This is a genomic window from Tissierella carlieri, from assembly GCF_018917285.1.
GTDB classification, from domain to species: domain Bacteria; phylum Bacillota; class Clostridia; order Tissierellales; family Tissierellaceae; genus Tissierella; species Tissierella carlieri.
In genome coordinates, this window is sequence record NZ_JAHLOH010000025.1 from 22,801 (window position 1) to 44,252 (window position 21,452).

General features: G+C 32.4%; 19 protein-coding genes, 2 riboswitches and 1 other annotated feature. Of the genes, 17 read left to right on the plus strand and 2 right to left on the minus strand.

The window, feature by feature from the left end; genetic code table 11:
• Window positions 1–64 precede the first annotated feature (64 nt).
• Window positions 65–1,144 carry a histidinol-phosphate transaminase gene (hisC, locus tag KQI38_RS06855; protein WP_094902276.1) on the minus strand — a complete coding sequence of 360 codons (1,080 nt, stop codon included), beginning with the start codon at window positions 1,142–1,144 and terminating at the stop codon, window positions 65–67.
• Window positions 1,145–1,369: 225 nt separating this feature from the next.
• On the opposite strand from hisC, the gene fusA reads away from it, so the two are divergent.
• From fusA to radA, 13 genes are all read left to right on the plus strand, one after another.
• A complete protein-coding gene (gene fusA, locus KQI38_RS06860) occupies window positions 1,370–3,433 on the plus strand; it encodes an elongation factor G (RefSeq protein ID WP_216557338.1) in 2,064 nt (687 codons plus the stop codon).
• Between the two features lie 98 nt (window positions 3,434–3,531).
• Complete coding sequence (locus KQI38_RS06865) at window positions 3,532–4,722, plus strand: AfsR/SARP family transcriptional regulator (RefSeq protein ID WP_216557341.1); 1,191 nt, start codon at window positions 3,532–3,534, stop codon at window positions 4,720–4,722.
• A gap of 288 nt (window positions 4,723–5,010) precedes the next feature.
• Window positions 5,011–7,422 (plus strand): VWA domain-containing protein, encoded by a 2,412-nt coding sequence (locus tag KQI38_RS06870; protein WP_216557344.1) that lies wholly within the window; start codon window positions 5,011–5,013, stop codon window positions 7,420–7,422.
• Between the two features lie 29 nt (window positions 7,423–7,451).
• Window positions 7,452–8,024, plus strand: coding sequence for a signal peptidase I (locus KQI38_RS06875; protein ID WP_094902284.1), 573 nt, complete (start codon window positions 7,452–7,454; stop codon window positions 8,022–8,024).
• Window positions 8,025–8,036: 12 nt separating this feature from the next.
• The gene (locus KQI38_RS06880; protein ID WP_216557347.1) at window positions 8,037–8,573 is read left to right on the plus strand and encodes a hypothetical protein; all 537 of its coding nucleotides are present in this window, start codon (window positions 8,037–8,039) and stop codon (window positions 8,571–8,573) included.
• A gap of 4 nt (window positions 8,574–8,577) precedes the next feature.
• A riboswitch (cyclic di-GMP riboswitch) is annotated at window positions 8,578–8,656 on the plus strand.
• 29 nt (window positions 8,657–8,685) lie between these two features.
• Window positions 8,686–9,234 (plus strand): TasA family protein, encoded by a 549-nt coding sequence (locus tag KQI38_RS06885; protein WP_216557350.1) that lies wholly within the window; start codon window positions 8,686–8,688, stop codon window positions 9,232–9,234.
• Between the two features lie 57 nt (window positions 9,235–9,291).
• The gene (locus KQI38_RS06890) at window positions 9,292–10,158 is read left to right on the plus strand and encodes a hypothetical protein (RefSeq protein ID WP_216557353.1); all 867 of its coding nucleotides are present in this window, start codon (window positions 9,292–9,294) and stop codon (window positions 10,156–10,158) included.
• 190 nt (window positions 10,159–10,348) lie between these two features.
• Window positions 10,349–10,423: riboswitch (cyclic di-GMP riboswitch) on the plus strand.
• Between the two features lie 12 nt (window positions 10,424–10,435).
• Window positions 10,436–11,221: a transglutaminase-like domain-containing protein gene (locus KQI38_RS06895; protein ID WP_216557356.1), complete on the plus strand. Its 786-nt coding sequence runs from the start codon at window positions 10,436–10,438 to the stop codon at window positions 11,219–11,221.
• Between the two features lie 101 nt (window positions 11,222–11,322).
• Window positions 11,323–11,784 carry a CtsR family transcriptional regulator gene (locus KQI38_RS06900; RefSeq protein ID WP_094902294.1) on the plus strand — a complete coding sequence of 154 codons (462 nt, stop codon included), beginning with the start codon at window positions 11,323–11,325 and terminating at the stop codon, window positions 11,782–11,784.
• 12 nt (window positions 11,785–11,796) lie between these two features.
• Window positions 11,797–12,303 carry a UvrB/UvrC motif-containing protein gene (locus KQI38_RS06905; RefSeq protein WP_094902296.1) on the plus strand — a complete coding sequence of 169 codons (507 nt, stop codon included), beginning with the start codon at window positions 11,797–11,799 and terminating at the stop codon, window positions 12,301–12,303.
• Window positions 12,304–12,308: 5 nt separating this feature from the next.
• Window positions 12,309–13,334 carry a protein arginine kinase gene (locus KQI38_RS06910; protein WP_094902298.1) on the plus strand — a complete coding sequence of 342 codons (1,026 nt, stop codon included), beginning with the start codon at window positions 12,309–12,311 and terminating at the stop codon, window positions 13,332–13,334.
• 5 nt (window positions 13,335–13,339) lie between these two features.
• Complete coding sequence (locus KQI38_RS06915) at window positions 13,340–15,772, plus strand: ATP-dependent Clp protease ATP-binding subunit (RefSeq protein ID WP_216557359.1); 2,433 nt, start codon at window positions 13,340–13,342, stop codon at window positions 15,770–15,772.
• A 46-nt stretch (window positions 15,773–15,818) separates the two neighbouring features.
• Window positions 15,819–17,195, plus strand: a complete 1,377-nt coding sequence (gene radA / locus KQI38_RS06920) for a DNA repair protein RadA (RefSeq protein ID WP_216557365.1) — start codon at window positions 15,819–15,821, stop codon at window positions 17,193–17,195.
• A gap of 95 nt (window positions 17,196–17,290) precedes the next feature.
• Here the strand turns inward: radA and KQI38_RS06925 are convergent, their stop codons facing one another.
• Complete coding sequence (locus KQI38_RS06925) at window positions 17,291–17,707, minus strand: nucleoside triphosphate pyrophosphohydrolase family protein (protein ID WP_094902304.1); 417 nt, start codon at window positions 17,705–17,707, stop codon at window positions 17,291–17,293.
• A gap of 244 nt (window positions 17,708–17,951) precedes the next feature.
• Here KQI38_RS06925 and KQI38_RS06930 point away from each other — a divergent pair, with 244 nt between their 5' ends.
• The 4 genes from KQI38_RS06930 to ispF all read left to right on the plus strand — a co-directional run bounded on the left by KQI38_RS06930 (window position 17,952) and on the right by ispF (window position 20,954).
• On the plus strand, window positions 17,952–18,458 hold the full coding sequence (locus tag KQI38_RS06930; RefSeq protein ID WP_094902306.1) for a CarD family transcriptional regulator: 507 nt from the start codon (window positions 17,952–17,954) through the stop codon (window positions 18,456–18,458).
• Between the two features lie 71 nt (window positions 18,459–18,529).
• The gene (locus KQI38_RS06935) at window positions 18,530–19,624 is read left to right on the plus strand and encodes a PIN/TRAM domain-containing protein (protein ID WP_094902308.1); all 1,095 of its coding nucleotides are present in this window, start codon (window positions 18,530–18,532) and stop codon (window positions 19,622–19,624) included.
• Window positions 19,625–19,717: 93 nt separating this feature from the next.
• Window positions 19,718–20,458 carry a 2-C-methyl-D-erythritol 4-phosphate cytidylyltransferase gene (gene ispD / locus KQI38_RS06940; protein ID WP_094902310.1) on the plus strand — a complete coding sequence of 247 codons (741 nt, stop codon included), beginning with the start codon at window positions 19,718–19,720 and terminating at the stop codon, window positions 20,456–20,458.
• A gap of 22 nt (window positions 20,459–20,480) precedes the next feature.
• On the plus strand, window positions 20,481–20,954 hold the full coding sequence (ispF, locus tag KQI38_RS06945) for a 2-C-methyl-D-erythritol 2,4-cyclodiphosphate synthase (protein ID WP_216557368.1): 474 nt from the start codon (window positions 20,481–20,483) through the stop codon (window positions 20,952–20,954).
• 40 nt (window positions 20,955–20,994) lie between these two features.
• Window positions 20,995–21,199: a binding site (T-box leader), on the plus strand.
• The last annotated feature ends 253 nt before the right edge of the window (window positions 21,200–21,452 follow it).

A 21,452-nucleotide genomic window follows, 5' to 3' on the forward strand; every position in this document is an offset into this window, starting at 1 on the left:
TGCCTATAATACTTCTACAGAAGATTTTTGTATTTGTGAATTAATTCCAAATCCAATATTGCAATTAACCTAATACTTCTTTTAATTTTTCAATAAATATTTTATTTTCTTCCATAGTTCCTATGGAAACTCTTATAAAATCTCCGCCCATAGGTCTTATAATAACTCCTTTTTTTTGCATTTCAATAAATACATCTTGACCATTTTTGCCTACATTAACAAATATATGATTTGTTTCTGATGGTGGATAGTAAAATCCTAATTTATCAAATTCATTATAGAGATAATTTCTTCCTTCTAGGTTAATATCATAGCTTCTTTGCAGAAATTCTACATCTTCTATAGCTGCTATTGCCGCAGCTTGTGCTAAGATATTAACATTAAAAGGTCCTCTAACTTTATTTATATTTTCTATAATATTTTTATTTCCTATAGTATAAGCTACTCTGATGCCAGCCAATCCATAGGCTTTAGAGAAAGTTCTCATAACTAAAAGATTAGAATATTTCTTTAATAACCCTATTGTATTATGAGGGTAATCATCTCTAGTTACATATTCCCGATATGCTTCATCTGATATAACTAAAATATTTGAAGGTACCTTATCCAAGAAATCTACAAATTGTTTTTCTGTAATCATAGTACCTGTTGGATTATTTGGATTACATATCCAGATGATTTTAGTTTTATTAGTGATTTTACCTAATACACCATTTAAATCAAATGTGAATTCTTTTAATGGAACTATTACAGGGGTTCCTCCCATCATTTCTGTAGTTTGTATGTATCTTGGGAATGTAATGTCAGCCATTATTATTTCATCATCTTTGTTAATATATGCTTTTGCTATCATGTCAATCATCTCGTCAGATCCACTGCTTGGTAGAACCTCACTAACATCTACTCCAAGTTTAGAAGCTAGAATTTCTTTTAAATCAGTAGAATTACCATCAGGATAAATAGCTAATTCATCTAAGGTATTGATTATAGCATCTCTAACCTTTGGTGAACAACCTAAAGGATTTTCATTAGATGCAAGCTTTATTACCTTGTCAAGTCCATACTCCCTTTTAACATCCTCGATTGGCTTTCCAGGCTTATATGGCTGTAGATTTTTAATTTCTTCCCTAAAACTAATTGACAATATGAACAACTCCTTTCTATTGGACTAATATTAGTGTAACAAGATATGTGTGATAAAAAAAGACTATGATAATAATATGTCTTATGATATAATCAAAAGGGTAACTAATTTTTTGAGTCTATGCAAGAAGAATTGACTAAAAATTTTGTGAAATGTGTAAAATAGGTATGAGAGATTTTCAATAAATCTTTTAAATAAATATGCTGGTTAAGGGGGAAATGTATAATGAAAACATATTCAGCTGATAAAATCAGGAATGTAGCTTTACTAGGACATAGTAGTAGCGGAAAAACAACTTTAACTGAAGCAGTACTATTTGCAACAGGCGTAACAAAAAGACAGGGAAGAGTAGAAGATGGAAATACAGTATCAGATTTCGACAAAGAGGAAATCGCACGTAAGGTGTCCATTGGTACAACTGTTATCCCTGTAGAATGGAAAGACACAAAATTCAATTTGTTAGACACACCAGGATATTTCGATTTTATTGGTGAAATGTATGGTGCAAAAAGGGCATCTGAAGGCTCTGTATTATTAGTTGATGCTTCCTCTGGAATTGAAGTAGGTACAGAGAAGGCTTGGAAAAATTTAGAGAAATACGTAACACCAAGGATTATTTTCCTTAACAAAATGGATAAAGAAGAGGTTAACTTTGAAAATTTATTATCTAATTTAAAGGAAGAATTTGGCGATAAGATAATACCTTTCGCTTTACCTATAGGTGTATCTAGTAGTTTTAAAGGCTTTGCGTCTGTAATTGACGAAAAAGCTTATGAATATAGTGGAACTCAAAGGAAAGAAGTAGAACTTACAGATGACCAAAAAGTTGAGATAGATTCTATCAGAGAAAGTCTAATGGAAAAGATAGCGGAAACAGACGAAGAATTAATGGAGAAGTATTTTGAGGGAGAGGCGTTTACGGAAGCAGAAATATCTAAAGGTTTGAGGCTAGCAGTAGCTCAAGGAGATTTAGTACCTTTAGTTGTAGGATGTGCAGAAAAAGCAATAGGTGTTGATTTCTTATTAGAAGTTATAGAAAGATATATTCCATCTCCAAAGGAGATTGGTAGCGTAAAGGGATTAAAGGATGATAAAGAAGTTGAAAGAAAAATTGATCCTAGTGAACCATTCTCTGCAGTGGTATTTAAGACAATTATTGACCCATTTGTAGGTAAATTAACTTTATTTAAAGTAATATCAGGCAAGATAACTAAAGACATGGAATTATATAATTCTACAAAGGACAAACAGGAAAAACTAGGGGGACTATTTGTACTTAGAGGTAAAAACCAAATCGAGGTTTCTGAAATACAGGCAGGAGACATAGGAGCTACTTCAAAGCTAAACTTTACTAGAACAGGCGATACTTTGTGTGCAAAGAACAATCCTACACTTTATGAAGAAATTAAATATCCACAACCAACATTATTCTTAGCTGTAGAACCAAAGGCCAAAGGTGATGAAGAAAAGATTGGTACATCTTTACAAAGGTTGACAGATGAGGATCCAACTTTTATTGCACAAAGAAATGCTGAAACTAAACAGTTGCTGATCGGTGGACAGGGAAATATGCAGTTAGCAGTTATTGTTGATAAACTGAAAAATGCTTTTGGAGTAGATGTTAATTTAACTAATCCAAAGATTGCTTATAGAGAAACAATTAAAGGAACAGCATCCGTTCAAGGAAAACATAAAAAACAATCAGGTGGAGCAGGTCAATATGGGGATGTTCATATAAGATTTGAGCCTTGTGAAGAAAAATTTGTTTTTGCAGAAGAGGTATTTGGTGGTGCAGTACCAAGAAACTACTTCCCAGCAGTAGAGAAGGGACTTATAGATTCCTTGGAACATGGAGTTTTAGCAGGATATCCAGTAGTAAATTTAAAAGCTATACTGTTTGATGGTTCTTATCATCCAGTAGATTCTAATGAAATGGCATTTAAAATTGCTGCATCTTTAGCATTTAAGAAGGGTATGGAGGCAGCGAAACCTATATTGCTTGAACCTATAATGAAGTATGAAATATCAATACCGGAAGATTATATGGGTGATGTAATGGGAGATATGAATAAACGTAGAGGTAGAATATTAGGAATGGAACAACAGGATGATGGAACTCAAAAGGTTACAGCAGAGGCACCCCACTCAGAAATGTTTGAATATGCCATAGATTTACGAGCTATGACCCAAGCAAGAGGAAGCTTTACAATGGAATTTATTAGATACGAAGAAGTTCCAACTAATATTGCAGAAAAGATTATAGCAGAAGCAAAAGCGGAAAGAGAATAATGAAAATAAAAGTCCAGCCTTAATTGGCTGGATTTTTTATGTAGAATTAAAGATATTAAGGGTATATATCAATATATGTTATTATTGGAGGGATAGCTGTGTATAAAATATATACTTTTGGAGATTTTGATATCAGATACAATGATGAGAGTATTTTAGATACAAAAGGATACCAGTATAGGATGTTGGCACTTTTTAAATATTTTATAACCTTTAATGAAAAAAAGCTATTGCCTGAAAGTATTATTGAAGATTTATGGGCAGATAATGAATTTCATGATCCCAAAAACGTATTAAGAACACAGATATCTAGATTAAGAAGAATGATAAACTTAGATGATAAAAATCTTAAACAATTCTATAGAATAGAACATTCAAATGGATACTATGTATTTAAAACAAATGATAATTGCGTATTGGATGTTCAATTATTTAAAGAACTTATAGATGAAGGTAATTCGCTAAAAGAAAATGATCCCCAAAAATCCCTTTCATTATTAGAAAAAGGATTGAAGCTTTATAAGGGAGAATATTTGAGAGAGATAGAATATGAAGAATGGATTGTACCCATAAGAAATAGATATCGTAGATTATATTTGCAAGGATTATTTAATTATATAGAATTATTGAAGCAGAAGAAGATGAATGAAGAGATAATTAAGACTTGTGAAGAAGCTATCCAATATGAGCCTTATGATGAGGTCTTGCATATGTACTTTATTGAAGCTTTAACAGAGGTGGGAGAGAAAAGATATGCAATTAGCCATTATGAATATATCACTTCTAGACTATATAGTCATATAGGTATAAAACCATCTCCCAAAATGAAAATGTTATATAAAAAGATGCAATTAGATGAAGAAAGCTTAAAAGATGATATTAACTTAAGTAAAATAGATGAAGAATTAAAAGAAGATTATGAAAACAAGGAGGCATTGATTTGCGAACCTTATTATTTTAAATTCTTATATAATTTGGAAACGAGAAAAAAATCAAGGAATATGAAAGATAATAAATTTTTAGGAATATTAACTATAGAGAACAAAGGATATCTTTCGATAGATGAAGAGGATAGAAAGGAATCCATGAGAACATTAGAGGAAATAGTATATAATAATCTTAGGAAAGGAGATGTATTATCTAAATGGAATAGCAGCCAATTGGTTTCTTTACTATATGATATAGAAGAAAAGAGTCTAAATATAATTGTAAATAGGTTACAGAAAAGGTTTCAGGAAAAATGTAAGAATAAAAATATAATATTAAAAATTAGATTTAAGTCTCTATAAATTAGTATATAAATTAATATTATCCTACTAGCCGTATATGGTTGGTAGGATTTTTTTATACTTAATGGACAAATCTTCACTTGTTTTTGATTTTTTAAAAAGAACTTAATCTGATTTGGTTTCAAAAAATTATATTAGGATACTTTTATAGAAGTTTTTGATAAAAATTAAAATGAAATTGATTTGTAATGTTTAAGAAATCTATATGAAGTTTCTTAATGGTATAAATAGCATAAGATAAAAAATGAAAGCATAAAGTTTATAGTTAGTAATGGAGGTGATATGTAAATGAAAAAAATATTTAAAATATCTGTTGTATTTGTTTTGGTACTATCAATGTGTGTGAGCATGGGACTAAGTTCATATACAGCCGAGCCCAATGAAAATTATTACTATGTAGATCCAGAGAATCCGCCAGTAGACCCAGAGGTTCCACCAGTAGACCCAGAGAATCCGCCAGTAGATCCAGAGAATCCACCAGTAGACCCAGAGAATCCACCAGTAGACCCAGAGAATCCGCCAGTAGACCCAGAGAATCCACCAGTAGACCCAGAGAATCCGCCAGTAGACCCAGAGAATCCACCAGTAGACCCAGAAAATCCGCCAGTAGACCCAGAGAATCCGCCAGTGAATCCAGAGGTTCCACCATTAGTACCAATTATACCAACTACAGATCTAGTGATAAATCATATAGAAAAATATGATTTTGAAGAAGAGTTGATAGAGACAGAAATCCTAGAAGGATTAGAAGTAGGTGGAGTAATTTTTAGCTTGGATTATGTTAAGGAGTTTGAAGGTTTATCTTTCGTAGAAAGCGATGTAGAAGAAATCATTTTGATAGAAGGGGAAAATATTATTAATTTATATTATACATTTCTATCGGGCGAGTATATACCGGAAAATCCAGACTTTCCACCAGGAGAAGGAGAAGAAATAGAATCGCCTTATATAGAAGAATTCTGGGATGGAGAGCTAGGACCATTTGAGGATGAAGAAGATGTTTCAAGAATTAATTCATTTAGTTTGGTGAGCTTAGAATCTTATCCCGATGAAGTAAATAATAAGACTTGGCCAAATCCAGGTTCCTTACTATTAAACAAATCAGGAATAGAAGTACCAGGGACTGGAAATCAATGGGAAATAACTTTGGAAATCCAAGGAAAAGATAAGGTAGAAACATCAGATATTGTATTGGTTATAGACCGTTCTGGCAGTATGTCGGGTCAAAAAATCACAGATGCTAAAAATGCAGCTAAGAACTTTGTAAATACCTTATTAAGTGATTCTAGCAAAAACCATATAAGAATAGCTGTAGTATCTTTTGCTGGAGATGTAACTGTAAATTCAGGATTCCAAAGTTATAGCGGAAGGAATTCGTTGATATCAGCTATTAATAGTTTAAATGCTAATGGTGGTACCCATATTCAGGCAGGGATTAGGCAGGGGAGTGCTTTATTAAATGGTAGTATTGCTAATTATAAAAATATAGTATTGCTTGGAGATGGTGCAGCAACTTATAGTTATAAGCCTAATAGTCCCAACAGCTATTTAGAATTTTGGAAATATGAAAGTAATAGAACCTATTCTAGAACAACTTCTGCAATACCTGAATCTGGTTTTAATTATGGTTCAACAGTAGGTGCTGGTAACAGTGAATATACAGAATATCAAACAGGAGGAACTGGGCAAAATAGATATAGCTATAACTATAGACATGGAGCTCATGCTGTGGCTGAAGCAGAGTTTGCCAAATCAAAGGGATATGAAATTTATACTATAGCTTTAAATGCAGGATCTGAAGGAGATTGGACACTAGAAAACATTGCAAGTTCGGGGAATTATTATTCAACTGCTAGCTCAAGTAATCTAAATATTATATTCCAAGAAATTGCAGAAAGACTTTCCAATGCAGCTACTGGTGCTGTAGTAACAGACCCATTAGGAGATATGTATTCAATACTAGGTATAAATGCCGGTAATTATAATAGCTTAATAACCGTAAGTCATGGAACATTAAGTTACGATACAACTACAGATAAAATAATTTGGAATATTGGAACTATAAACGAAGGTATAAAATATTGGATGAAATATAGAGTTACATTGGATTATAGTGCGGAGGGTGGGGTGTTCTATCCAGCCAATAAACCGACTTATATTGAATATGAAAATATAGACGGAAATGATGCTAAGAAATATTTTCCGATACCAGAATTTAGATTGAGGGCTTTGACATTTACAAAACTCTTAAATAGTTCAGGATATGGAGATAAAGACTTCGATATTATATTAGAAGGACCAACTGGACAGTATAAAAAGACTTGGGCTGTATCTCTTAATTCAGGGCAGTCAAAATCAATCAAGGGCCTATTACCTGGAACTTATACAGTTAGAGAAATTGTACCAATGAACTTCAAATTAATAGGTATGAGCGGTGGGGGCATTAGTTATGTATCAGGTAACACATACGAGCTGACAATAGGGTATGATGATTGGAATGTTTCAATAGATGTAATAAATGAAAGAGATAATGATGGATGGTTCTGGGAAGATCCAGATCCAAAGGTAAATAGCTTTACCGTAGGTGAAACGAGAAATCATAGTTCTCTGCCAATTAAAGATAAATTACTATATACAAAACTAGATTACTTTATTATACCAGCAACAGTGGAAATAGATAATAAATTTAATAATGCATAAAATGCAACAGAGGAAGGGGGAATTATGGGGTGGAAGAGAATGAAATTAAAGAAGAAGAATTAAAAGAAAAAACTAAGAAAAAGAAATTAGAAATCATTGGCAATATATTCTTTACAATCTTCATGATGATTATGATTGTACTAATATTTATAACTGTTCAATCAAAGATTACAGGTAAAGAGCCCACGCTACTTAACCATAGATTATATATAGTAGATAGTGGTAGTATGAGTCCAACTATAAAGATAGACTCTATGATAATAGTAAGAGAATTAGAGGCTAATGAAATAAACAAAGGGGACATTATTACCTACTATGGACATAACAAGAATTCTAGAATTACCCATAGGGTAATAGATATAGAAAATCATGGTGAATTTTTTACAACTAAAGGTGATGCCAATGAAGTTAATGACCCAATGCCCCTTGAAGGAAAACAATTGATAGGTAAGGTAGTATTCAAAGTCCCATTAGTAGGCAAGGTTTTTAGAGTATTAAATACGAAATTAGGAATGGGAATCCTTATAACATTGACAATTTTGTGGATAATAATGCCGATGATTGTAGGGAAATTGAGAAAGTCAAACAAATATGTAGTATAAGGATGGATGCTTATGAGAAAGAAAATAATTGCAGTATCCACAATTGCATTAATAATTTTAATTTCGACGGTTGTTTTTGCATGGTTTATATCAACTGAATCTATTGCTAATAAATTTAAAATGGGCACAATTAAGGTTGAAGTCTTAGAACCAGGCTTTGAAGATATAACAGATGTAAGTACTGGAACCTATACAAAGAATGTTCAGGTAGCAAGCCTAGGAACAAAAAGAACTTATGTAAGGATCAGATTAATTCCAGAATGGAGTGAACCTAGTTTACCAATATCTAATGTTCAACTAAATTTAAATCTTGGAGATTGGGTTGATGGCGGAGATGGACATTACTATTACAAATATTATTTGACGAAGGATCAAGTAACAAGCTTATTGCTCGAAAGTGTAACTTTTACATCTTTAGGTCCCGAATATGATGGAAAGACTCTCAGCATAAAGGCAGTAGCAGAAGGTGCCCAAATAACCCATAATGCTTGGAAGGATATATGGGGAATATCAACATTACCTTTTCCAGAAGGAGTTCCAGCACCATAAGGGAAGTAAAAATTGGCAAACTTAAGGAAACTTAAGGACGCAAAGCTATAGGGCCTTCTTTTGATGGCAGCCTAGCTGCAAAATAGGATTAAAATTAAAAGGAGGAAAAGAAATGAAAAAGCGTAGTATAATGTTAGGATCAGTAGTTATTTTGGCAGTACTATTAGTAGTCGGTGGTACAATGGCATGGTTTACAGCAGAAGCAAAGCCGGTAGTAAATACTTTTAAAGCAGGTACAGTTGATATTAATTTAATTGATGAGTTTCCAGAGAATGGTATAGAAAATGTGAATCCAGGAGATACACATTCTAAGGTAGTGCGTGTTGAGAATATTGGTTCAAAAAGAGCATATATAAGAGTTAAATTAACTCCTGAATTTAATCCGGAATTACCAGTTGATGTTGTAGAATACACAATATTATCTGATTGGATTGACGGTGGAGATGGATGGTATTATTATAAAAATATAGTACAGCCAGGAGCTGCTACATCAAATGTAATAGAAGAAGTAAAATTTAAAGGCAGAGAAATGGGGAATGAATATCAAGATGCTACATTTACATTAACAGTAGAAGCTGAAGCAATTCAAGCAACTAATGGTGCAATCAATGACCAATGGGGCATTAACCCAGTTGATCTAGGTCTAGAAGTATTACCATAATATAATCTAAGGAAGGCATATGCCTTCCTTAGAAATACCTCGTAAGGAGGGTAGGATATGAGGAGATTTTTATCTAAAACATTTATCTTTATAGGAGTTCTTTCCTTAGTTCTAGGAACTTTAAATTCATTTGGTCGTAGTATTTCTTATGCTGAAGACTTGGAGCTAATAGGAACTGATTTAGGATTGGAGATAATACCAACTAGTACAAAATTGTTTGATTTAAATAGATTAAATCCAGGTGATACAAAAGAGGCCAAGATCACTATAAAAAATAATTACAGATCGTCATTTTATCTATATATGAGGGCGGAAAGAATGAGTCCAATTCCAGAAGAAGGAGATATAGATTTATTTGAACAATTAAATTTGACAGTGTATCTTCATGGGAATATAGTTTACTCTGGATCGATGAAAGATTTTGCTACTTCTAGTATCAGTTTAGGAGTATTTAATCCTAATGATATTAAGGATTTAAATGCGGCAGTTTATTTACCGGGACCAGAAACAGGTAATGAATTTCAGGGTGCGGGAGTAGAGGTAAAGTGGATTTTTATAGCTGAATCTGATGTTCCAACAGAAGAACCAGAAGAACCAGAAGAACCAGAAGAACCAGAAAAACCAGAAGAACCAGAAGAACCAGAAAAACCAGAGGAATCAGAGGAATTTGAGGAACAGGAAGAAATAATAGAAGATAGGATTCCGGAAACAATACCAGAAGAAAATGAGGAAGAAATAATAGGAGAGAAAATTCCAGAAGTTGCACCTAAAATAATTGAAGAGGAAGAAATAATAGAAGAGAAAATTCCACAATCAGTTTTGAAAATGCCAAGAACTGGTGAAATTCCATCTAGCTTATTCTACGGTGCAGGAATGTTATTTTTATTCATAGGAGTTCAGATGGGATTTAAGAGGAAAAAATAGCTGGAAACTAATCTTCCAGCTATTTTGTTTATATAGGCATCTAAGATGTGTATATTTAAATAAAATAGAATTAAATTATTACAAAAAATTAACTTTTAAACCTTGGAATTAATATGTTAGAATTATGTTAACTTAATATTCAAATTATATGACAAGTACAAAAGTGTAAGAATATCTTTTGTAAACTGTCAAGCGATAAAGGCAAACTTGAGGAAACTCAAGGACGCAAAGCTATAGGGCCTAAAGAAGGCAGCCAGCTACCGAAAGGAGAGTTTAAATGAAAAGAAGATATTTTTCCATAATATATATACTTGTTTTTCTATTTGCTTTTGCAGGACAAGCTATTGGGGAATCTCTATATACAATATCGGCTTTAGATGACAATCTTGTTAAAGTTGAAAGTTTAAAAGAGGATAAAGGTATGAGAATTATGGTTGAAAAAGAAAGTGAAAAGTACTATTATAGTCTAAATAAAACAGTTGAAATAATTCCTCTACAATTAGGAAAAGGAACATATACAATAAAAATATTGCAAAATACATCTGGAGATAAATATAAGGTAGTTCAAAAACAGGATATAAATGTTATAAATAATAATTTAAGTGAAATATATTTGGCTTCTACACAACCAGTTTATTGGGATGATAAGGAAAAAGTAATAGAATTGGCCCAAAATCTAACTAAGGGAAAAAACACAGATAAGGAAAAAATAGAATCTATTTATAAATATATTGTAAATAATATAAAATATGATTATAATAAAATTAAGGGATTATCAAATGATTACGTACCAGAAATCGATAAGGTATTAGATGATAAATCTGGAATATGTTATGATTATGCAGCTCTTTTTGCGGGTATGCTAAGATCCCTTGGAATACCAACTAAACTAGTAAAAGGATATAAGAGTGATTTAAAAGAATATCATGCTTGGAATCAGGTGTTCTTAGATGGGAAGTGGGTTGTTATAGATACCACATATGATGCTGCTTTGAAAAAAGATAATGTAAAGATTAGTATGATTAAAGATGCTATTGAGTATAATAATGTAAGAGAATATTAGTATAATAAAATTTTATTTGCTCTTAAAGATGAGAAAAATCCAGCAGAGCAAATATTTTTGACAAGAAGGACAAAGAAAGTCAAAGTCAAAGGAGGATTTATATGCCTGGCCTAAGTAATATGATAGAGAGATTTATTAAATCTATGATAGAGATGGCGGAAGATAGTACAATAGAAATACAGAGGAATGAATTAGCTGAAAGGTTTGATTGTGCACCTTCCCAGATAAATTATGTATTAACCACCAGATTTACCCCTTATAAAGGCTATTATATTGAGAGTAGAAGGGGTGGAGGTGGGTATATTAAGATTATAAAAGTAGGAATAGATGAAAATGAAGATATTAATACTATTATAGTTGACATTATTGGTGAATCAATTACAAAAAATAAAGCATATCATATAATTGATGGACTAATTGAAGAAGGATTTATTAGCGAGAGAGAAGGCGATATTATGAAAGCTGCAATAGGAGATAGGGCTTTAAATAAAGAAGATGTAAATAATCGTAATAAATTAAGAGCTGATGTTTTAAAAAACATTTTGCTTATTCTTGTTAAATAGGAGGTGTTATTCTTGTTATGTCAGGCCTGTGAAAAAAACAATGCAACTATTCATTTTACTAAAATAATCAATGGTAGTATAGAAGAAATGCATCTATGTGATTCTTGTGCTAAGAAAAATAACGATTTAGATTTTGAGTTTCCTTTCTCTTTTCAAAAGATTTTTACTGGGCTTATAGGGTCAATGCAGGAAGGGAAAGAAGAAATAAAGAATATCTCATGTCCGCAATGCGGTTTAACCTATAAAAAATTTATGGAAATAGGGAGATTTGGGTGTTCACAGTGTTATGAAACATTTAGGGAAGATGTTGATTCTTTATTGAAAGGAATACATGGACATAATGAACACAAAGGGAAAATACCTACCAAAATAAATAGCCAAACCATTCAAAAAAAGGCCATTGAATCTTTAAGGAATGAATTAGAAGAATCTATAGTTAAAGAAGATTTTGAAAGGGCTGCATTTTTAAGAGATGAGATAAAAAAATTAAAGAGTAAAATTGATGGTTTTGAGGGGTGAGAAATGTGGCAAAATGGCTAGATAGTGAAGGAAAAGAAGAGGATGTGGTAGTTAGTACTAGACTGCGAATTGCAAGAAATATGGCAAATTATAAATTCCCAGATTTTATGACTATGGATGAATCTGAGTATGTCACAGAAGAAGTATTAGGTGTTATGAAAAATAAAGAAGATATATATAGATTCTATAGGGTTAAAGACTTATCTGAGTTGGAAAGTTCCGTACTTGTTGAAGAGCATTTAATAAGTCCAAATCTTGCTCAGAGTACAAGAAATGGAAGTTTCCTTTTGAGAGGTGATGAAAAGGTCACTATAATGATTAATGAGGAAGATCATATTCGAATACAAGTATTGTTATATGGATTAAATATTGAAGAAGGCTGGCGAATTTGTTCAAATATAGATGATTCCTTAGAAGGAAACATTGAATATGCCTTTCACGAAAAATTTGGATATTTAACTTCTTGTCCGACTAATGTAGGAACTGGACTTAGAGCATCTGTAATGGTCCATCTTCCCTGTTTAGCAATGACAGGACACCTCAATACTATTATAGATGGGTTAAGTAAAATAGGTTTAACTGCAAGGGGGCTTTATGGTGAGGGTTCTAAAGCTCTAGGTCATCTTTTTCAGATATCTAATCAGACTACATTAGGAGAAAAAGAGGAAGATATTATTAAAAAGTTAAATAAGGTTATATTACAAATAGTATCGAGGGAAAGAAGTACTAGAGCATACATGATGGATAAGAGAAGTTTAGAATTAGAAGATAAAGTATTTAGATCCCTTGGAATTTTAAATTATAGTAGGCTTATATCATCTACTGAAGCAATGGCACACTTATCTAATGTTAAATTAGGATGTGATATGGGCATAATAAAAGGTATGAATACAAAAGATATTGTCAAACTAATGATAGATATACAACCTGCTAGTATACAGATGAACTTGCATAGAGATATGCTAAAGGATGAAAGAGACATGTATAGAGCACAAATAATAAGAAATAATTTGATTAATATGGAGGGTTAGTAGATATGGCTATGTTTGGAAGATTTACAGAAAAAGCACAAAAGGCAATACTCTTATCTCAAGAGGAAGCTAAAAATTTAAAACATAATTATGTAGGCACAGAACACCTATTATTAGGATTAATAGCAGAGGGAGAAGGAGTAGCGGCAAAAGCCTTATCACAATCTGGTGTTACTTTAGATGAAGCTAGAGCAGAGGTGATCTCGGCTATTGGTGAAGGTCAGTATGGGGCAGATATTTTGGGATTTACTCCTAGGACTAAAAGAATATTTGAGCTAGGTTTTATTGAGGCAAGAAATTTAGGTCATAACTATGTTGGTACAGAACATTTGTTGCTTGGATTACTAGCTGAAGGAGAAGGTGTTGCAATTGTAGTACTAAAAAAACTTGGAGTAGATATAGAAAAACTTGGAGAATTAGTGCTTAGCATGATAACGGATGTGAGTCCAAAACAAGGGCAGACTATGGAAAGCAATAATTCAAATACTCCTAATTTAGCTAAATATAGCACTGATTTAAATAAATTAGCAGCATCTGGAGAAATTGACCCAGTGATAGGCAGAGCAAAAGAAATAGAAAGAGTTATTCAAGTTTTAAGCAGGAGAACTAAAAATAATCCCGTTCTTATTGGTGAGCCAGGTGTAGGAAAAACAGCTATTGCTGAAGGATTAGCTCAGAAAATTGTGGAGGGAACTGTACCAGAGATTATAAAAGATAAGAGGGTTGTTACACTGGACTTACCAGGAATGATTGCAGGAGCAAAATACAGAGGAGAATTTGAAGATAGATTAAAATCTGTGATGAAAGAATTAAAAGAAGCTGGGGATGTTATACTTTTTATAGATGAGTTGCATACAATAGTAGGTGCTGGAGCAGCTGAGGGAGCCATAGACGCTTCAAACATATTAAAACCAGTGTTAGCTCGAGGAGAATTACAAGTAGTCGGAGCAACAACTATAGATGAGTACAGAAAGTATATAGAGAAGGATTCAGCCTTGGAAAGAAGACTCCAGCCAATCATGGTAGAAGAACCTAGTGTAGAAGACACTATTAAGATATTAGAAGGTCTAAGAGATAAGTATGAAGCACATCATAGAGTTAAAATAACAGACGAGGCAATAAAGGCGGCTGCTGAATTATCAAGTAGATATATAAATGATAGATTTCTACCTGATAAGGCCATTGACTTAATAGACGAAGCTGCCTCCATGATTAGGATAAACTCTTATGTAGCACCAGAGGAATTAAAGAATTTAGAGGAAAGATTAGAAGAATTATCTCAAGAAAAGGAAGAAGCAATAAATACTCAAAATTATGAAAAGGCAGCAAAAATAAGGGATATAGAAAGACAAGTAAAGGAAGAATTGCAAAATAACAAGGTTAAATGGGAGCAAGAAAAGCAAACCTCAAGCATGGTAGTTAACTATGAAGAAATAGCCAAGGTAGTGTCCAACTGGACAGGAGTACCAATTACGAAGATGACTACAGAAGAATCTGAGAGGCTCTTAAACTTAGAAAATATATTGCACGAAAAGGTGATTGGACAAGAACAAGCAGTAAAAGCTATATCATCTGCAGTTAGAAGATCAAGGGTTGGGCTTAAGGATCCTAAGAAACCAGTAGGTAGCTTTATATTTGTAGGTCCTACTGGTGTAGGTAAGACATATTTAGCAAAAGCTTTGGCAGAAGCTTTATTTGGCGATGAAGAGGCTATGATAAGAATAGATATGTCAGAATATATGGAGAAACATTCTGTTTCTAGATTAATAGGTTCACCTCCTGGATATGTTGGCTATGATGAAGGCGGGCAGTTAACAGAGGCAGTAAGAAGAAAACCTTATGCAGTAGTTCTATTTGATGAAATTGAAAAAGCTCATCCAGATGTATTTAACATGCTTCTACAGATATTAGATGATGGGAGACTTACGGATTCAAAGGGAAAAACTGTTGATTTTAAAAATACTGTAATAATAATGACTTCTAATGTTGGAGCTACATCTATTAGGAAGCAAAATGTACTGGGGTTCTCTATAGGAAGAGAAGACAATAGGGCAGAATATGAAAGGATGAAAGAAACCATAACTGAGGAATTAAAAAGAACCTTTAGACCTGAATTTTTAAATAGATTAGATGAGATTATAGTTTTCCACAGTCTAGAAGAAGAGCATGTGAAGGAAATCGTTGAGATTATGATAAAAGATTTAGAAAAGCGCCTTTTAAAGATTGGAGTTAAAATAAAGGTATCTGATAATACAAAATCCTATATTGCAGGAAAGGGATTTGATCCAATTTATGGAGCAAGACCATTAGAGAGGACTATAAGAAAGATGATAGAAGATCAGCTAGCTGAAGAAATATTAAGAGGTAATGTTTCTAAGCAAGATAATATAATCATTGATTATGATACTAAAAATGAAAAATTAGCATTTAAAATTTAATAGGGAGCGACGATAGCGTCGCTCCATTATATTATAGGAGAGCAAAATGAAGAAAAAAACTATTTTTATATGTGAAAACTGCGGATACCAGAGTATTGGGCATTTAGGAAGATGCCCAGAGTGTAATTCATGGCATAGTCTTAAGGAAACTATAATTGATGAAAAAAAAGGAACTATCAGTTCTAGGACAAGTATAGAAAGAAAGCCTATCAAAAGGTTGCAAGACGTAATAGCTACAAATAGTGATAGGATTGTAACAAACATAAATGAATTTAATAGGGTAATGGGAGGTGGAATAGTTAAGGATTCCATAACAATACTTTCTGCAAAACCTGGAGCGGGAAAATCTACTTTGCTACTACAAGTAGCAAATGATTTAGCTAAGATGGACTATAAGGTTTTATATGCGTCAGGTGAAGAAAGTGAATCACAAATAAAAAATAGGGCAGATAGGATCATAGAGAAGATTCATCCTAAGGTATGGGTAATGTCTGATAATAGTATGGATAACGTATTGAGAACTATAGAAGAAATTGATCCAGATTTAATTATTATAGATAGTATTCAAACTTTTACTCTTGAAGAGTTCTCCAGTTCTAGAGCTGGATCTCCGACTCAAACAATGGAATGTGCAAATGATTTAGTTCAAATAGCAAAAAATCAAGACAGGCCTAGGGCGATTATTTTAGTAGGACAAATGACAAAAGAAGATGAAATTGCTGGAGTTAGAGCATTAGAACATTTAGTTGATGCTGTACTTATTATAGAAGGTGAAAGCGGAGAAGAGCTAAGGACTTTATTAACTACGAAGAATAGGTATGGTTCTACTGGGGAGATGGGTTTTTTCTATATAACTGATAAGGGTATGATTTCTATAGATAATCCTTCTGAATATTTTATGACGGCTAGAGAAGGAGATGGTACAATGCCAGGATCTGCCATAACTGTAGTCAGAGAAGGAACCAGACCAATTATTCTGGAAATAGAAAGCTTAGTATCAGATTCCTTTACCCCATATCCTTCAAGGATAGGAGAATGTCTAAAAAGAGAACAATTAAATACTTTGGTGTCTATAATAGAACAAAGAGGTGGAATAAGATTCTATGATAAAAATGTAGTTATAAAGACAACTGGAGGAATAAAGCTAAAGGAACAGGCTTCGAATCTTGCAGTACTTATGAGCATCATATCCTCCGTGAAAAATAAAGGCATATTAAATGACACTGTGTTTATATCAGATGTAGGATTAACGGGGGAGTTGAAAAGAGTTCCTTCTCTTGAATCAAGAATCAGAGAATTGGATAGAATGGGATTTAAATATGTATATGTAGCTCCTAATAGCGGGAAGGGAATAAAAACATCAAACCTTAAAATTATAGAATTAGAAACTTTAAAAGATGTAATTAAAAATGTCTTTGATTAAAGATATAAAAATAGGCTTAGAAATTTATTCTAGCCTATTTCTATAATTTTAGATTTATATCCTAAAGGGCAATTACATAATTGATATAAGTTTGCCTATTTCAAGCTAAAAACACCAAGAGTTTTAATCGTACCATATTCTTTTTTTAATATATCGTTTAAGTCTAAATCTAATGTATTACATAAAGCTGCTAGATAAAAAATATATGAGCCTATTTCTTCGTTAAGGACGTCTTTACAACCATCACAAACATTACCTTCAACATGAGTTTTAGCGGCATTTAACATTTCCTCAAAGGTATCTTTACTATAATCTTGTTTGATAGCATGAACAGAAATACATCCACAAGAAGTAACAGATTTCGCTACAGCTCTATTAATTCGAGCATTATACTCATCTAGCTTTGTTATTATATCTAATATACTTTTATGTCTAATAAGAACCTTAGAGACTTGGTCCTGAAAATTCTTACAAGTTGAATTAATATCTGAATTTATAATATTGTCATTCATATTCTCCACTCCCGTCAAAAGATTATTTGCTATAGTTCAATTATACTTATGAAGACAAGCAGTTGTCAAATATTTCTATCAATTATTCCAAAAGATTTCTTAATTTTGAAAATCAATAATAACTTTACAAAATACTAATAAAAAGGGATTGACAACTGAAATAGGTCTATGATACAATATAAACTTTACAATTCCAGCAATTTGATGTATAATAGGATAGAAAAGGTAAATAGGAGGTTTTCAAATGTTTAATGTTGGAGATAAAGTAGTGTATCCTATGCATGGTGCTGGAATTATTGAAGGCATAGAAGAAAGAGAAATATTGGGTGAAAAAAGGAAATATTTTATTATGAGGATGCCTATCGGGGATATGAAAGTTATGGTTCCCGTAGACAACATTGAAGAAGTGGGTGTAAGAGAGATAATTGATAGTACAGATTTAGAACGAGTAATTTCCATACTTAAAGGTAATAAAACAGCTATGCCTCAAAACTGGAATCGAAGATATAGAATAAATATGGATAAGATAAAATCAGGAGATATATTTGAAATTGCTGCTGTTGTTCGTAATCTTCTGATGATGGATTTGGAAAAAGGCTTATCTACAGGTGAAAGAAAAATGTTAAGTTCTGCTAAACAGATGCTATTATCTGAAATGGTTTTAGTTGCAGATTCTGATATTGACAAGGTTGAGCAATTGGTTATAGATGCAATTAAGTGTGAAGAGGAAAATGATACTCTGGAAATTTAATTTGCAAAATAGAAAGATTGGGTTTATTATTATATAAAATTGGTAATAAATATACTAATGGGGGTGAATTGATGATTGATAAAATTTTAAGAGGGGTCATTGGATTAGTAGGGGGATTAATGGGATTTAGTATTTTAACCCTATTTGATAATCTAGGGATCATTAAAATGTTTAGAGAAGGCTGGATTAATTTAGCAGTATACTTAGGAGTTTCTATTTTATTTGGAATTATATTCTTTTCTTTATCATCAAGAATAATTAACAGGGGTAGAAAATTAGTTAAATTAATTGAAAACGAATTGGAAAAATTTTCTGTCTATGATATTACAATATCTTCTGTTGGACTTATTGTAGGATTAGTAATAGCATTTTTATTATCTCAACCAATAAATAATTTGGGAATACCTTATGTTGGAGTTATTGCATCAATTATTATTTATAGTATATTTGGATATTTAGGACTTACTATTCCTCATAGGAAAAAGGACGATATTTCTTCTACCTTAGGAAATATAAAAAGAAGCCCTAGAGATAAGGGCAAATCTCAAAATAGGTCATATCCTAAGATACTAGATACATCTGTTATAATTGATGGTAGAATAGCTGATATTTGTAAAACAGGATTTATTGAAGGACCTCTTATTATTCCTGAATTTGTATTAGAGGAGTTACAGCATATCGCAGATTCATCAGATTCCTTAAAAAGAAATAGAGGAAGAAGAGGATTAGACATACTAAATAAAATACAAAAAGAATTGGATATCGAGGTAATAATAAACGATAAGAAATTTGAAGATGTTCAAGAGGTTGATTCCAAGCTTCTAAAACTAACTCAATTACTTAAAGGGAAAATAATAACTAATGATTATAATCTAAATAAAGTAGCAGAGGTGCAAGGCATAGATGTACTAAATATAAATGAACTGGCTAATGCAGTAAAACCAGTAGTATTACCAGGAGAAGAAATGCTGGTGCAGGTTGTAAGAGATGGAAAGGAATTAGGCCAAGGCCTAGCGTACTTAGATGATGGTACTATGATTGTTGTAGAAAGTGGCAGAAAATTTATTGGTGAAACAATAGATGTAGTGGTGACATCAGTTCTCCAAACTTCTGCTGGAAGGATGATATTTGCCAAACCTAAGTCAATGATAGATAGAGCTGTTTAAGACCCACATGGGTCTTTTTTTCTTTTTTGGTTATAATAAATATTGTTTATTGTTTTAATATACTATGTTATAATACTTTAAGAGGTGAAGAAGATGTATAAAGACTACTATGTATCTGTAATTATTGCCGCCGCTGGAATGAGCAATAGAATGGGAAGCAAGATAAACAAACAATTTATAGCAATAGGCGGTAAACCTATACTTGCCCATACGATAGAAAAGTTTGAGAAATGCAGATATATTGATGAAATAATTTTAGTAGCGAAAGAGGAAGAAATTGAATATTGTAGAAAAGAGATTGTTAAAAAATATAAATTTAATAAAGTGGCTAATATAATTAGAGGTGGAAAAGAAAGACAAGATTCAGTATATAACGGAATATTGGCATTAGATGAAAAAGCGGATATTGTTTTAACCCATGATGGAGCTAGACCATTTGTAAAAATTGAGAATATAGAAGATGGAATAAAAGGTACTATTGATCATGGTGCTTGTGTTATAGGAGTTCCTGTAACAGATACAATCAAAGTAGTAGGAGAAGATAAAACTATAGGTAACACACCTCAGAGAAGTTTGCTTTGGGCCGCACAGACTCCTCAGTGCTTTTTTAAGGATATACTTATTAAGGGATATGAAAATGCCATAGACGATGGATTTTGTGGCACTGACGATAGTTCCATAGTTGAAAGAGCAGGATATGGAGTGAAAATGATAATGGGTTCTTATGAAAATATTAAGATTACTACACCTGAGGATATAATTCTTGCTGAATCTTTATTTAAGGATAAGGATATAATTTTTAGAAGAAGAGAATTCATATTTCAAAGCAGGTAGTATGGAATAGATAGGTGATAATATGAGAGTAGGATTTGGTTATGATGTTCATCAACTTGTAGAGGATAGAAAATTAATTATAGGTGGCATAAAAATCCCTTTTGAAAAAGGATTGCTGGGCCATTCAGATGCAGATGTGCTAATACATGCAATAATGGATAGTATATTAGGAGCATTGGCCCTAGGAGACATAGGAAAACATTTTCCTGATACGGATATGAAATATAAGGATATTTCAAGTATTTATCTTTTATCTCAAGTATTTAAATTAATGAATGAGGAAGGTTATGATATAGGAAATATAGATGCGACAATAGTTGCCCAAAGACCTAAATTAGCTCCATATATTGAAGATATGAGGGCTAGAATCGCAGACATTTTGCATACATCCATAGATAACATAAATATAAAGGCTACAACTACAGAATGGCTAGGTTTTGTAGGCAGAGAAGAAGGTATTTCATCCTACAGTGTTTGTTTACTTCAGAAAAAATAATTGACATGGGATAATACTATTAGTATAATGTGGATATATTATATAGACGAAGATGGGAAATAGTAAATATTATAGGTCATAGAGAGGAAGTTAAATGGTGGAAAACTTCTGTCCTCCCTGATATTGAACCTAGCCCAGAGTTTTTAGGTGATAAAGCTTAAACGGTTGTGCGTTATAACTATTGAGTGAACCTTTTATTAGGTTTATTAGAGTGGTACCGCGGAATTTAACCTTTCGTCTCTTACAAGAGATGGGAGGTTATTTTTTTATGACCTAACCCAGTGAAGGAGCGAAGCGAGTGAACTGTAGGTAGGTCAAACGCAATGAGCACCGAATCTATACGAGCGTAGCGAGTAAATAGATTTGAGTTGCGAAACTGCGTGGATGTCCCAAGGGTTAGAATAAATTTAAATAGAAGAATTAAATTAAATTCTCAATTAGAATCCAGTGAAGGAGTGAATGTAGATCAAACGCACCATTCGCTATGTTTACTTCGCT

Excerpts from the sequence above, each read along its gene's own strand:
- fusA (WP_216557338.1), top strand. The coding sequence starts at position 1,370 with ATGAAAACATATTCAGCTGATAAAATCAGGAATGTAGCTTTACTAGGA.
- KQI38_RS06890 (WP_216557353.1), top strand. The coding sequence starts at position 9,292 with ATGAGGAGATTTTTATCTAAAACATTTATCTTTATAGGAGTTCTTTCC.
- ispD (WP_094902310.1), top strand. The coding sequence starts at position 19,718 with ATGTATAAAGACTACTATGTATCTGTAATTATTGCCGCCGCTGGAATG.
- KQI38_RS06885 (WP_216557350.1), top strand. The coding sequence starts at position 8,686 with ATGAAAAAGCGTAGTATAATGTTAGGATCAGTAGTTATTTTGGCAGTA.
- KQI38_RS06900 (WP_094902294.1), top strand. The coding sequence starts at position 11,323 with ATGCCTGGCCTAAGTAATATGATAGAGAGATTTATTAAATCTATGATA.
- KQI38_RS06880 (WP_216557347.1), top strand. The coding sequence starts at position 8,037 with ATGAGAAAGAAAATAATTGCAGTATCCACAATTGCATTAATAATTTTA.
- ispF (WP_216557368.1), top strand. The coding sequence starts at position 20,481 with ATGAGAGTAGGATTTGGTTATGATGTTCATCAACTTGTAGAGGATAGA.
- KQI38_RS06870 (WP_216557344.1), top strand. The coding sequence starts at position 5,011 with ATGAAAAAAATATTTAAAATATCTGTTGTATTTGTTTTGGTACTATCA.
- KQI38_RS06935 (WP_094902308.1), top strand. The coding sequence starts at position 18,530 with ATGATTGATAAAATTTTAAGAGGGGTCATTGGATTAGTAGGGGGATTA.
- KQI38_RS06925 (WP_094902304.1), bottom strand. The coding sequence starts at position 17,707 with ATGAATGACAATATTATAAATTCAGATATTAATTCAACTTGTAAGAAT.
- KQI38_RS06915 (WP_216557359.1), top strand. The coding sequence starts at position 13,340 with ATGGCTATGTTTGGAAGATTTACAGAAAAAGCACAAAAGGCAATACTC.
- radA (WP_216557365.1), top strand. The coding sequence starts at position 15,819 with ATGAAGAAAAAAACTATTTTTATATGTGAAAACTGCGGATACCAGAGT.
- KQI38_RS06895 (WP_216557356.1), top strand. The coding sequence starts at position 10,436 with ATGAAAAGAAGATATTTTTCCATAATATATATACTTGTTTTTCTATTT.
- KQI38_RS06930 (WP_094902306.1), top strand. The coding sequence starts at position 17,952 with ATGTTTAATGTTGGAGATAAAGTAGTGTATCCTATGCATGGTGCTGGA.